Source organism: Pantoea sp. sgz302252, assembly GCF_042610525.1.
Lineage (GTDB): Bacteria > Pseudomonadota > Gammaproteobacteria > Enterobacterales > Enterobacteriaceae > Erwinia.
Genome location: NZ_JBHDVM010000005.1, coordinates 177,508 through 191,267, shown reverse-complemented (window position 1 = coordinate 191,267; position 13,760 = coordinate 177,508). Strand labels below are relative to the sequence as shown.

The 13,760-nt window shown below is 55.0% G+C and carries 9 protein-coding genes; 5 read left to right on the top strand and 4 right to left on the bottom strand.

Going from position 1 to position 13,760, the window contains the following annotated elements:
• Positions 1 to 72: 72 nt before the first annotated feature.
• Both ACETPC_RS11290 and lrp read right to left on the bottom strand, forming a co-directional pair.
• Complete coding sequence (locus ACETPC_RS11290) at positions 73 to 3,831, bottom strand: DNA translocase FtsK 4TM domain-containing protein (protein WP_380181399.1); 3,759 nt, start codon at positions 3,829 to 3,831, stop codon at positions 73 to 75.
• A 119-nt stretch (positions 3,832 to 3,950) separates the two neighbouring features.
• Positions 3,951 to 4,445: a leucine-responsive transcriptional regulator Lrp gene (gene lrp, locus ACETPC_RS11285; protein WP_006118610.1), complete on the bottom strand. Its 495-nt coding sequence runs from the start codon at positions 4,443 to 4,445 to the stop codon at positions 3,951 to 3,953.
• A gap of 523 nt (positions 4,446 to 4,968) precedes the next feature.
• On the opposite strand from lrp, the gene trxB reads away from it, so the two are divergent.
• The 5 genes from trxB (at position 4,969) to infA (ending at position 10,757) form a co-directional block, all read left to right on the top strand.
• The gene (gene trxB / locus ACETPC_RS11280) at positions 4,969 to 5,934 is read left to right on the top strand and encodes a thioredoxin-disulfide reductase (protein ID WP_380181397.1); all 966 of its coding nucleotides are present in this window, start codon (positions 4,969 to 4,971) and stop codon (positions 5,932 to 5,934) included.
• 144 nt (positions 5,935 to 6,078) lie between these two features.
• A complete protein-coding gene (cydD, locus tag ACETPC_RS11275; RefSeq protein ID WP_380181395.1) occupies positions 6,079 to 7,845 on the top strand; it encodes a cysteine/glutathione ABC transporter permease/ATP-binding protein CydD in 1,767 nt (588 codons plus the stop codon).
• Complete coding sequence (gene cydC / locus ACETPC_RS11270) at positions 7,842 to 9,557, top strand: cysteine/glutathione ABC transporter ATP-binding protein/permease CydC (RefSeq protein ID WP_380181394.1); 1,716 nt, start codon at positions 7,842 to 7,844, stop codon at positions 9,555 to 9,557. The genes cydD and cydC overlap by 4 nt, the downstream gene beginning before the upstream one ends.
• A 32-nt stretch (positions 9,558 to 9,589) precedes the next feature.
• A complete protein-coding gene (aat, locus tag ACETPC_RS11265; protein ID WP_380181392.1) occupies positions 9,590 to 10,282 on the top strand; it encodes a leucyl/phenylalanyl-tRNA--protein transferase in 693 nt (230 codons plus the stop codon).
• 256 nt (positions 10,283 to 10,538) lie between these two features.
• Positions 10,539 to 10,757 carry a translation initiation factor IF-1 gene (gene infA, locus ACETPC_RS11260; RefSeq protein ID WP_336141080.1) on the top strand — a complete coding sequence of 73 codons (219 nt, stop codon included), beginning with the start codon at positions 10,539 to 10,541 and terminating at the stop codon, positions 10,755 to 10,757.
• 86 nt (positions 10,758 to 10,843) lie between these two features.
• On the opposite strand, the gene clpA is transcribed toward infA, so the two are convergent.
• Both clpA and clpS read right to left on the bottom strand, forming a co-directional pair.
• Positions 10,844 to 13,123 (bottom strand): ATP-dependent Clp protease ATP-binding subunit ClpA, encoded by a 2,280-nt coding sequence (clpA, locus tag ACETPC_RS11255; RefSeq protein WP_380181390.1) that lies wholly within the window; start codon positions 13,121 to 13,123, stop codon positions 10,844 to 10,846.
• Positions 13,124 to 13,151: 28 nt separating this feature from the next.
• On the bottom strand, positions 13,152 to 13,472 hold the full coding sequence (clpS, locus tag ACETPC_RS11250) for an ATP-dependent Clp protease adapter ClpS (RefSeq protein WP_380181388.1): 321 nt from the start codon (positions 13,470 to 13,472) through the stop codon (positions 13,152 to 13,154).
• Between the last annotated feature and the right edge of the window lie 288 nt (positions 13,473 to 13,760).

Sequence of the window (13,760 nt, the reverse complement as noted above, 5' to 3'; positions counted from 1 at the left end):
GGCGTAAAGATGGGGGATAAAAGGCTAAAATTCAACGGGCCAGTAAACCGGCCCGCTGTTTTTGACAAAAGATTACATCTCGTGCGGCGGTGGCGAAAGCACCTCGCGGTTGCCATTGTGTCCCGGCGTTGAAACTATGCTTTGCGCTTCCATCTGTTCGATAATGCGCGCCGCACGGTTGTAACCGATGCGGAACTGACGCTGTACGCCTGAAATAGAGGCGCGGCGCTTTTCCACCACAAAAGCGACCGCCTGATCGAACAGCGGATCCAGCTCTTCATCGCCCTCCAGCCCCAGAGCAGCACCCTCGCTCTCCTCGCCAGCCGTGATGTTATCTATGTACTGCGGACGCCCGCGCGCTTTCCAGTCCTGTACTACCGCATGGACTTCTTCATCCCTGACAAACGCGCCGTGTACGCGCATCGGCATGGAGGAGTTCGGCGGCATGTACAGCATGTCACCCATACCCAGTAGCGATTCCGCGCCGCCCTGATCCAGAATGGTGCGCGAGTCGATCTTGCTGGATACCGTAAAGGCGATACGGGTTGGTATGTTCGCCTTAATCAGGCCAGTGATTACATCCACTGACGGGCGCTGCGTCGCCAGCACCAGGTGAATACCTGCGGCGCGCGCTTTTTGCGCCAGACGGGCAATCAGCTCCTCTACCTTTTTGCCAACCGCCATCATCAGATCGGCAAATTCATCTACCAGCACCACGATATAGGGCAGTTTTTCCAGCATCGGCGGCGAGGTTTCCATGCTGTCGCCAGGCTTCCAGAACGGATCGGGGATAGGACGCCCCATCTCTTCCGCCAGCTTAACCTTTTCGTTATAGCCAGCCAGGTTACGCACGCCCAGCGCCGACATCAGCTTGTAGCGACGCTCCATCTCCCCAACGCTCCAGCGCAGGGCGTTGGCAGCATCTTTCATATCGGTAACGACTTCGGTCAACAGATGCGGAATGCCTTCATAAACCGATAGCTCCAGCATTTTCGGGTCGATCATGATAAAACGCACGTCTTCCGGCTTGGCCTTATAGAGCATGCTGATAATCATGGCGTTGACGCCAACAGATTTACCGGAACCTGTGGTACCCGCGACCAGCAGATGCGGCATTTTCGCCAGATCGGCAACTACTGGATCGCCTGCGATATCCTTACCTAATACCACCGACAACGGTGAAGGATTGTCGCGGAACTTATCGCACTCCAGTACTTCACGCATATAAACGGTCTGGCGATGCTTATTTGGCAGTTCCAGGCCAACGTAAGGTTTACCAGGAATAACCTCCACCACGCGAACGGCCACAGCGGAAAGCGAACGTGCCAGGTCGCGCGACAGATTGGAGATTCGCGCTGCCTTAACGCCAGGTGCCAGATCCAGTTCATAACGGGTGATGACCGGCCCGGGAAAGATATCAACGACTTCCGCTTTTACCCGATAATCTGCCAGGCGAGCTTCTACCAGCCGCGCTGTTTGCTCAAGCGCAAACATATCGACAGGCTCGGCTTCCGCTGGCGGTGCCGTCAGTAGATCCAGGGTAGGCAACGGCGTAGTCGGTTTTTCTAACGGCTGCTCGTGACGTACCAGGAATGGGTGGAAAAGGCTGTCTTCCGCTTTAACTTCCGGCTGTGCTGGTTCCGGCTGAGGCGCTGGTTGCCATGCTGGCGCGGCTGGCTGTGCTGGCTCCGGCTGAGCCGCTGGTTGCCAAGAGGGTGCAGCTGGCTGAGCTGGTTCCTGCTGAGCCGCGGGCTGCCATGCTGGCGCAACTGACTGTGCTGGCTCCGGCTGAGGAGCTGGCTGCCATGCTGGCGCGGCTGGCTGTGCTGGTTCCGGCTGAGCCGCTGGCTGCCATGCTGGCGCGGCTGGCTGTGCTGGTTCCAGCTGAGCCGCTGGCTGCCATGCTGGCGCGGCTGGCTGTGCTGACTCCTGCTGAGCCGCTGGCTGCCATGCTGGCGCGGCTGGCTGTGCTGGTTCCGGCTGAGCCATTGGCTGCCATGCTGGCGCGGCTGGCTGTGCTGGTTCCGGCTGAGCCGTTGGCTGCCATGCTGGCGCGGCTGGCTGTGCTGATTCCGGCTGAGGAGCTGGCTGCCATGACGGCGCAGCCTGCTTTACAGGTTCCTGAGGCTGGCTGTGCTGCTGCCACTGCTGGGCTATTGATTTGTTCTGTTCAGTTTCAGGCGGTAACGAAAACAAAGGTTCGCCCGGGCTTTCGCCGAGCGGCTCTTCCGTCGGCGAAAAATTAAACGCCCCGGCGGTATCCAGCATATGTGCTGGCGCTTCCTGCTGCTGGCCATAGCGCTGACTTTGCTGACCGGCGAACTGACGGGCAAGTTCAGCCTGATGACGGGCTTCTTCTTCGTCTTCAGAGAGGTTTTCTGCCTTGATGTCTTCAGCGGTGCCATAGCGCGCCTGCTGCTGAGCGGCAAAAGCCTCGCGAAGGTGAGTTTCATCCTGGTTCGCTTCTTCCGCTGTTGCAGGTGCCGACGTCTGCAGACGCTGTTCTTCTTCTTTAGCCTTTTCCTCAGCTATTCGCTGCGAAGGCAATTTAATGCCGTAAGAAGCCAGTTCACGTCGGGTAGGCAGCTTCACAGGATTCGGACGCGGTAGCGCTGGGCCAATACCCTGTTTTACCTGTGGATTAGCGGCGGCCGCCTCGCTGGTAGCGCTAAAGCCCGGCATAAAGGCGGCCGAGGTTGCAGCCGCCTGTGCCGCGCTCGCCGCGTGCTGCGCTACCTGCTCCGGCTGAGCGGTGGCGAAATCGAAAGGCGAAGCCTCGGCTTCCCGCCAGTTACCCATGCGGGGAACATTATCTTCTTCAGCTACCGGCACCGATGGCGCTGGCGTTTCTCCAGGCATTTCGAAACGGTAAAGCTCTGGCGCCTCTGCAGCAGGCTGCGTAAGTTCAGTTTCTGCGCGAACCGGCGCCGCCGCTATGTCAGCCGGAGCAGCCGGAGCAGCCGGAGCAGCCGGAGCAGCCGGAGCAGCCGGAGCAGCCGGAGCAGCCGGAGCAGCCGGAGCAGCCGGAGCAGCCGGAGCAGCCGGAGCAGCCGCAGGTTTGCTTAACAGCGGATCGCTGTCATCCTCTTCGGCATAAAATTTTTCCGGCGCGGCAAGCAGGATATCGTCATCTTCATCATAATGGGCACGCTGCTGTGAAACAGGCTTAGTCTCCTGCTCTTGCTCGTCGTCTTCATACCAGTGTTCATCGCTGCGCGAGCGCCCGCTGGCAAAAGTTAGCGCGCCCATCACTACGGCACCGATTTTCTCTGCGATAGTGAGCCAGGACCAGCCGGTATAGAGCGTCAGGCCCGCTGCCCAAACAAACAGCAGCGTTAAGGTGCCGCCCGCAGCGTTAAACCACGGCGCCATGGCGTTGCTCAGCAGGCTGCCGATCACGCCGCCCGAGGCGAAATACCAGATATCGTCCGCGTTAAGTGCTGCCAGGCCGCAGGAAGTGACCACCAACGCCAGTACGCCGATCAGCCGTAGCGCAACGGCGAAATAGTCGATGTAATCCTGCGAATGGCGTTGACGGAAAGTTATCCAGCACAAACCAAGGATAACCGGAGGAATAGCATAAGCCATCACGCCGAATACGAAAAACAGCGTATCCGCCAGCCACGCGCCGACGCCGCCGCCCAGGTTATGGATAGGTTCATGCCAGGCGGTTTGCGACCAGCTGGGATCGGAAGGGTTAAAGCTCAACAGCGCCACCAGCAAATAGATGGCAAAAAGAGCAACAACAATCAGCAAAGCTTCGAGCAGTCGACGACCGCTGCTCAGCGGCTGTAAGGAAACGTCTTTATCTTCTGTATATTCCTGGCTCAAGAGTACTCTCCAGGTGCCTGTAAACTATGGAGGCGACAGCGTCGGGCAGACCCGACGCTGAAACTGTATGAATTCACAGGAGTGTACCGAAAACTACCAGGTTTTGCACCTGCCCTGTGTTACCGAGTCTTAATGACTAAACGGTTACTTTGTTTTACTTCTTCCATGACCACATAGGTCCGCGTATCGTTGACGCCAGGCAGGCGCAGCAGGGTTTCACCCAGCAGCTTACGGTAGGCGGACATATCCGGCACGCGCGTTTTCAACAGGTAGTCAAAATCGCCGGAAACAAGGTGACACTCTTGAGTTTCCTCAAGTTTTTGCACGGCGGCGTTAAATTGCTCAAACACATCGGGCGCGCCACGATTCAGAGTAATCTCAACGAAGACCAGTAGCGAAGCATCCAGATAGTGCGGGTTTAGCTGGGCGGTATAGCCAAGGATAAATCCCTGCCGCTCCAGGCGACGAACGCGCTCAAGACACGGTGTAGGTGATAAGCCTACGCGTTTGGAAAGTTCGACGTTGGAGATGCGCCCATCCTTTTGCAGCTCGTTAAGGATATTACGATCGATCCTGTCGAGATCTTTTCCAGGTCGTTTTTTATTGTCTACCATTATTATTGTCTCTCTTAATGCCTTCCCTTTACCTGCCACGCCCTGAACGAAATCATTCTCGCAGAGCTGTTCTAAGTGAAGTCTGGAGCCTGCTGCGGTTTTATCGCGCCCATCCGTATGACGCATGCTGTCTGTCCACACCATGCGTCATGACCAATGACAGACTGAGTTTATTGAGCTGGATACGTCAAAACAGGGAAAATAAGCCCTGTCAGCCCGAATGCCCTCTGCTTCCCACACTGTTTTCGCAAAAGCGCAGCCGATTGTCAAAGTAAAACAACTAAAATCAGTACAACGTGCCAGATGTTACGCTGTCTGACTGTTTTATAATGGAAAAATTTCCTCTGTGCACCATTTTGCCGCAGCGCGCGCCCTGTTTTAGCGCAGCGGCCAAAACAGGCCGCCAGAGGTAAATTGGTTAAACCTTTTACAACTATCGTTAACAAAATCGCAGAATGCTTTTTTTGCTGCCGTAAATTCCCTACAATCGAAAAATCGTTGCCAGCTAAATAATGAGGGTCTCATGAGCACGGCCAGACACAGTAAATTACTTATTTTAGGTTCCGGCCCGGCTGGATATACAGCGGCCGTTTACGCAGCGCGCGCTAATTTAAATCCGGTATTGATTACCGGCCTGGAAAAAGGTGGCCAGCTGACCACCACCACGGAAGTCGAAAACTGGCCTGGCGATCCGCATGACCTGACCGGCCCGGGTCTGATGGAACGTATGCAGGAGCATGCGGAAAAATTTAATACCGAGATTATTTTCGACCATATCCATAGCGTAGATTTGCAAAACCGCCCTTTCCGCCTGACCGGCGACAGCGGCGAATACACGGCTGATGCGCTGATTATCGCCACCGGCGCTTCCGCTCGTTACCTTGGCCTGCCTTCTGAGGAAGCATTTAAAGGACGCGGCGTTTCCGCTTGTGCGACCTGCGACGGCTTTTTCTATCGTAACCAGAAAGTCGCCGTGATCGGCGGTGGCAATACGGCAGTTGAAGAAGCGCTTTATCTGGCTAACATCGCGTCAGAAGTGCATCTGATCCACCGTCGCGACAGCTTCCGTGCGGAGAAAATTCTGATCGACCGCCTGATGGAAAAAGTACGCAACGGCAATATCGTGCTGCACACCAATCAGACCCTCGATGAAGTAATGGGCGATCAGATGGGTGTAAGCTCGCTGCGCCTGCGCTCGACGCTGGATGAGTCACAGCAGGTGCTGGATGTCGCCGGACTTTTTGTTGCTATCGGCCACAGCCCTAATACGGCGATTTTCAAAGATCAGCTTGAGCTGGAAAACGGCTATATCAAGGTGCAGTCTGGTCTGCATGGTAATGCAACCCAAACCAGCATCCCGGGCGTTTTTGCCGCCGGCGACGTTATGGATCATATCTACCGCCAGGCGATCACTTCCGCCGGTACCGGCTGTATGGCGGCGCTGGATGCGGAACGTTATCTGGATGGTTTAGTTAAAGAATCTCAGTAATAGTTACAAGTCTGATGTGAGTTTACTCAGGGCGGCCTCTTCAGGTCGCCTTTTTTTTATCCGCACTGTACCATTGCCCGCGATTACCCCTGATGATGATATGGCATTGCGTTTTACGACGCCCGCACGGCACCCTGATACAGCATGGAAAAACTTCGGCAGCAACAATTACTTCTCTGGCTAAAAAAACAGCGCCTGTACGACAGCGGCTGGTTTAAGCTTTCGCTGCTGCTGGGCATTTTCGCTGCGCTGCTTATTCTTTGCCAGGCCTGGCTGCTGGCTGCGCTGCTGCAGGCGCTGATTGTCGATAACCTTCCGCGCAACGCGTTGCTTCCTCAATTTATTTCACTCTTTGCCTGTTTCACATTACGCGCGTTGATAATCTGGCTGCGAGAAAAAGCCGGCTTTGCCTCGGGCTGCGCCATCAGAAAAAAACTGCGCGAAACTGTTCTGAACAAACTCAGCGAAGCGGGCCCGGCAGTTATTGGCGGGCGGCCTGCCGGAACCTGGACAACGCTTTTACTGGAACAAATTGAAGATATGCAGGAGTACTACTCCCGCTATCTGCCGCAAATGCTGCTGGCGGTGCTGATCCCCTGTTTAATTCTTATTTTTTTGTTCCCGGTAAATTGGGCGGCGGCGTTGATATTATTGGCAACAGCGCCGTTAATCCCGCTGTTTATGGCGCTGGCTGGAATGGGCGCGGCAGAAGCCAGTCGGCGTAACTTTCAGGCGCTGGCGCGGCTTAGCGGCTACTTTCTCGATCGTCTGAAAGGCATGGAAACGCTGCGCCTGTTTTATCAGGCCGAAGCGGAAACCGGGCGTATTCAGGCTGCTTCCGCCAGCTTTCGCCAACGCACTATGGAAGTGCTGCGGCTGGCTTTTCTCTCTTCCGCCGTTCTGGAGTTTTTCGCCTCAGTCTCTATTGCAGTCGTCGCGGTCTATTTCGGTTTCTCCTATCTGGGCGAGCTTGATTTCGGCCATTACGGCACGGGCGTAACGCTTTTCGCCGGTTTTCTTTCGCTTATCCTTGCGCCGGAATTCTTTCAGCCGCTTCGGGAGCTGGGCACCTTTTATCATGCCAAAGCCCAGGCCATCGGCGCTGCCGACTCGCTGGAAAAGTTTCTGATGGCGGACAATATTTTCGCGCAGCCCGGCAATCTGAAGCCCGATTTCAGCGCAGGCTTTACCCTCACCGCCACCGATTTAGTGGTTATTACCCAACAAGGCACACCGCTTGCAGGCCCGATGAGTTTTACGCTCGAAGCGGGAAAAAGAGTGGCGCTGGTTGGCCAGAGCGGCGCGGGTAAAACCTCGCTGCTGAATGTGCTCTCAGGGTATTTACCCTACCAGGGCTCGCTGAAGATAAACGACACGGAGCTACGTGAAATTTCGCCTGACTGGTGGCAGCAACAGCTTGCCTGGGTAGGGCAAAATCCCCATCTCCCTGCCGCAACGCTATGTGAAAATATTGCTCAAAACGGAGCAAGCGATCCGTTAAGGCTGGAACAGGTTTGTGCGCTGGCCGGCGTAGATAAGTTTCTGCCACGGTTGCCTAAAGGTATGGACAGCGTGATCAGCGAACAGGCCGCCAATTTGTCGCCAGGCCAGGCGCAGCGTATCGCCGTAGCCAGGGCGTTGTATAAACCTTGTCACCTGCTGCTGCTGGATGAACCGGACGCCAGTTTGGATGGCCCAAGCGAACAACACGTCAACCGGGCGCTGCTTGCCGCCTCGTTCAGGCAATCCACGCTGTTAATTACTCACCGGCTTGACCAACTGGACAAGTGGGATGAAGTCTGGCTGATGCAGGAAGGAAAAATCGTTCAGCAAGGGACAAAAGCGCAGCTGTTACAGCAAGAAGGGCCTTTTAAAACCCTGCTTGCCCGTCAGGAGGAGGCGCTATTATGAAGCTGTTTCGTCCCTTGCTTGCGCTGTTTCGCCTGCACGCTGGCCGTTTAACGCTGGGCGTTCTGCTGGCGCTGACGGCGCTGCTGGCCAGCATGGCTCTGTTAACGCTTTCCGGCTGGTTTCTGGCAGCCTGCTCGCTGGCAGGTGCCGCTGGCCTCTACAATTTTAATTATATGCTGCCTGCGGCTGGCGTCAGAGGCGCGGCTATTGTTCGTACCGTAGCCCGTTATGCAGAAAGGCTGGTCAGCCACGATGGCACCTTTCGCATTCTTGAACATCTGCGTGTTTATACTTTCAGCAAACTTTTCCCGCTCTCGCCTGGCGCGCTGACCCGTTTTCGCCAGGGCGATCTGCTTAACCGTCTGGTAGCAGATGTGGACACGCTGGATCACCTTTATCTGCGTCTGCTTTCTCCTCTTTGCGGGGCGTTAATCGCTATTGCGTTTGTGACCCTGACGCTGGGCTGGCTGAACTGGCCGCTGGCTCTGATGCTGAGTGCCGTTATGCTGCTGACGCTGCTGCTGCTTCCGCCGCTGTTTTATCGGCTGGGCAAGAAAAAAGGCGAGGCGCTGACCCGGCTACGTGCGCTATACCGTAGCCAGCTGACAGCATGGCTTCAGGGGCAGGCGGAACTGAGGATCTATGGTGCGGCTGCGCGTTTTCGCCAACAGCTTGATGAAACGGAATCACAATGGCTAAGCGCTCAGCATGCCCGCGCCGGGCTTGCTGGGCTGTCTCAGGCGCTGCTGACGATGATTACCGGCACCACAGCAGTGTTGATGCTCTGGTTTGGCGCTCTCTTTTTCCATCATGATGCCGTCCTTGCCCTTTTTTTGTTCTGTGCTTTAGCCGCGTTTGAAGCGCTGGCGCCAGTTAGCGGCGCGTTTCTACATCTTGGTGAAGTCATTACTTCCGCCCGTCGCGTCAACGATATCATTATGCAAAAGCCAGCCGTAGTGTTCCCTGCTGCCTCTTGCAATCAGCAAACGGGTATTCGGATAAGCCTGAAGAATGTCAGCTTTAGTTACGACGGCTCTTGCCCGGCTTTGCAAAAGCTTTCTCTGGATGTTGCGCAAGGTGAGCATGTTGCCATCCTTGGCAGCAGCGGCTGTGGCAAATCTACGCTGCTTCAGCTGCTGACGCGCGCCTGGGATCCGACAGACGGCGAGATTAACTTTAATAACCATCCACTTCAAATGTGGGATGAAGCTTCTTTGCGCCGCGCTACCAGTATGGTCACGCAGCGCGTCCATCTCTTTAACGCCACTTTGCGCGACAACCTGTTGATTGCCGCGCCGCATCGCCGCGATCAGGAACTGGTCGATATGCTCCAGAAAGTGGGTCTGGCACGTCTGCTCAGCAGCGAAGATAAACTTGACGCCTGGCTGGGCGAAGGCGGCCGCCAGCTTTCCGGCGGTGAACTGCGGCGGCTGGGTCTGGCTCGCGCCCTGCTGCACGACGGCGAGCTGCTGCTGCTGGATGAGCCAACGGAAGGACTGGACGCGCAGACCGAGCAGCAAATCCTGGCGCTGCTGCGCGAGGCGGCGCGCGGCAAGGCTATGGTAGTCGTTACCCACCGTCCGCAAGGGTTACAACATTTTGATAAAATATGCCTGATGGAGAATGGCGCAGTGATTGAGCAGGGAAGCCATGTCGAACTAATCTCAAAAAACAGCCGCTACAGCGCCTTCATGCAGCGGATTGCGTTATAGTCGTAGCCTCTCGTGTTACAGAGACAGTTACTATGCGTTTGATCCAGCTCTCAAGAGAGTCACTCAATTTCCCGCCGCCGGAGATGGCACTGCGGGAGCCAAACGGGCTGCTGGCGATGGGCGGCGATCTAAGCGTGCCGCGTCTGCTGAACGCCTATCACCGCGGCATTTTTCCCTGGTTTTCTCCCGGCGATCCTATTTTATGGTGGTCACCGGATCCGCGAGCGGTACTCTGGCCGGAAAAGTTTCATCTCAGCCGCAGTATGAAGCGTTTTCATCGCCACTCACCCTATCGCGTTACTTTAAATCAGAGTTTTAGGGAAGTAGTGGAAGGCTGCGCCGGCGATCGCGAGGAAGGTACCTGGATTACGCCTGCGGTAAAAAATGCCTGGCAAAAGTTGTTCGATGCCGGTGACGCACAGTCTGTAGAAGTCTGGCACCAGAACGAGCTGGTTGGCGGTATGTACGGGCTGGCGTTAGGGCAAATCTTTTGCGGGGAATCGATGTTTAGCCGCCGCGAAAACGCGTCAAAAACGGCTTTGCTGGTATTCAGTGACTATTTCGCCCAGCAGGGCGGCAGGCTGATCGATTGCCAGGTGCTGAACGCCCATACCGCCTCGCTTGGCGCCGAGGAGATCCCGCGTGCCGACTACTTGCAGCTGCTGGATCTGTGGGCCCGGCAGCCTCTTCCAGCTGATTGCTGGCGGCAAAGGACGCTTTTTTAAAGTGGCGTAACGATGTTTTCCACGCAGAGCGGGAGAATAATGGTATAATATGAGGGCTTGGTATGCGTGAAGAAGCCATTTGAAGACCGCACTTTCCCCCCGGTTTTGTACCAACTCTTAATTACGCGTTTCGCTGCGCTGCTTGTGCCGCAGGGAGGCCGACGCTGGTGGAATCATCAGCAATTCTTTACATAGCGTTCTTAAATCGGCATTATTCGCTGATTCGAGACAAAGGTTATAACACCCAGAGGATTTGATGGCCAAAGAAGATAATATTGAAATGCAGGGTAAGATAGTGGATTCGTTGCCTAACACTATGTACCGTGTTGAGCTGGAAAACGGACACATTATTACTGCACATATCTCCGGAAAGATACGTAAAAACTACATCCGTATCTCAACGGGCGACCAGGTTACCGTAGAACTGACGCCATACGATCTGAACAAAGGTCGTATCACCTTCCGTATCCGCTAACCGACTTTACTATTGCTGCTGGCGCCAGATGCGCCGCGCGAGTAAAAAAAGGCCGAAGAATCTTCGGCCTTTAGTTTTTTCTACGCTTAGTGAACCGTGCCTTCCGCTTTACGCTTCTCTGCGCTCAGGAAGTGGTAGGTCAGCTGGTTCTTCTCTTTATCGAGCGCCACCGAAACCGATCCGCCATCTACCAGCGAGCCGAACAGCAGCTCGTTCGCCAGCGGTTTTTTCAGGTTTTCCTGCACGGTACGCGCCATCGGCCGCGCGCCCATAGCCTTGTCGTAGCCTTTTTCCGCCAGCCAGTTGCGCGCTTCGTCGCTGACTTCCAGCGAAACGCCTTTCGCATCCAGCTGCGCCTGCAGTTCGACAATAAACTTGTCTACTACCTGATGGATCACCACGCTGTCGAGGTGTTTGAACCAGATAATGTTGTCGAGACGGTTACGGAATTCTGGCGTAAAGATCTTTTTGATCTCTTCCATGGCATCGGTGCTGTTATCCTGCTGAATCAGGCCAATAGACTTACGCTCGGTTTCACGCACGCCTGCGTTGGTGGTCATCACCAGCACTACGTTGCGGAAATCGGCTTTACGCCCATTGTTATCGGTCAGCATGCCATTATCCATCACCTGCAGCAGCAGGTTAAATACGTCCGGATGCGCTTTTTCGATTTCATCAAGCAGTACCACGGCGTGCGGATGTTTAATTACCGCATCCGTTAGCAGCCCGCCCTGATCGAAACCAACATAGCCCGGAGGCGCACCAATAAGGCGGCTGACGGTGTGGCGCTCCATATATTCCGACATATCGAAACGCAGTAGCTCAATACCCAGCGCTTTCGCCAGCTGGACGGTAACCTCTGTTTTACCGACGCCCGTCGGGCCGGCAAACAGGAAGGAACCAACAGGTTTACGATCCTGACCCAGTCCAGCGCGGCTCATTTTGATCGCCTCGGTCAGGGCTTCGATTGCATTATCCTGACCAAACACCAGCATTTTCAGGCGATCGCCCAGGGTTTTCAGCGTGTCGCGATCGGTCGCGGAAACGCTCTTCTCAGGAATACGCGCAATACGAGCGACTACGGATTCGATATCCGCTACGTTAACCGTTTTCTTGCGTTTGCTCGCTGGCAGCAGCCGCGCCCGCGCACCGGCTTCGTCAATAACGTCAATTGCCTTATCTGGCAGATGGCGATCGTTGATATACTTCACCGCCAGCTCAACTGCTGCCCGCACCGCTTTCGCGGTATAGCGAACGTCGTGGTGCGCTTCGTACTTCGGCTTCAGGCCGTTCAGGATCTGCACCGTTTCGTCTACCGAAGGCTCGGTAATATCGATTTTTTGGAAACGTCTCGCCAGCGCGCGATCTTTCTCAAAGATATTGCTGAATTCCTGATAGGTGGTAGAACCCATCACGCGGATTTTCCCGCTGGAAAGCAGCGGCTTAATCAGGTTAGCAGCATCGACCTGGCCACCAGAAGCGGCGCCTGCACCGATGATAGTATGGATCTCATCGATAAACAGAATGCTGCTGTTGTCCTGCTCGAGCTGTTTCAGCAGCGCCTTAAAGCGCTTTTCAAAGTCGCCGCGGTATTTGGTGCCGGCCAAAAGCGAGCCGATATCCAGCGAATAGATGGTGGCATCTTTCATCACTTCCGGTACATCGCCCTGCACGATACGCCAGGCAAGCCCTTCCGCAATGGCGGTTTTACCCACACCGGACTCACCCACCAGCAGCGGATTGTTCTTCCGGCGACGGCAAAGTACCTGAATGGTGCGTTCCAGCTCTTTATCCCGCCCGATCAGCGGATCGATACCGCCTACGCGAGCAAGCTGATTAAGATTGGTGGTGAAGTTTTCCATACGTTCCTCCCCGCCTGCTTGCTCTTCGTTAACCGGATTTTCTGCGCCTGATGAAGCCGGACCCGGCTCATCTTTACGCGTGCCGTGAGAAATAAAATTCACCACGTCGAGACGGCTGACTTCATGTTTGCGCAGCAGATAGGCAGCCTGCGACTCCTGCTCGCTAAAAATAGCGACCAGCACGTTGGCGCCTGCGACTTCGCTGCGACCGGATGACTGCACGTGGAAAACGGCGCGCTGCAGAACACGCTGGAAGCTGAGCGTAGGCTGTGTGTCGCGCTCTTCTTCGCTGACCGGCAGCACCGGGGTCGTTTGTTCAATGAAGGCTTCGAGTTCCTGCCGCAGCGCCGCAATATCGACCGTGCAGGCTTCCAGTGCCTCTCTGGCCGATGGATTACTGAGCAATGCCAGCAGCAAGTGCTCGACGGTCATAAACTCATGACGGTGCTCGCGCGCTCTGGCGAAAGCCATGTTTAAACTGAGTTCCAGTTCTTGATTGAGCATAGGCACCTCCCCCAATAGATCGCCTTATTCAGGCTTTTTCCAGCGTACACAGCAACGGATGTTGGTTCTCCCTCGCATATTTATTGATATGCGCGACCTTGGTCTCTGCCACTTCCGCAGTGAAAACACCACAGATCGCTTTTCCCTGATAGTGAACCGTCAACATCAGTTGCGTTGCACGTTCTACATCATAAGAAAAGAACTTTTGCAGCACGTCAATAACAAATTCCATAGGTGTATAATCGTCATTATTCAGAATAACTTTATACATCGAAGGTGGCTTGAGGCCTTCACGAAGTTTGTCATCTGCAAGGTGTTCAAAATTAAGCCAATCGTTAGTGTTTCCCATATATACCCAATATGAAAACGTTGCCCGCCTGCGCCAGACTAACATCACTAAGGGTAAGTTTAGCACGCTCAGAATGCTGTCCGAAGCGGATGAATTTTTGCCGCAATCTACAACTACGCGACCTCTATCACAAAATTGGCAATAGCGTTAACTGCCTCAAATTTTAATGATTTCGTCGCCGTATTCGACCTTCATTCGCTTGACGCCTGGTACGATTTCTCTAGAGTACAGGCGTATGCTGGATGTGTTTTAACCAGCCCGAAGGCTCACGCCTCGTTATCTCACCCA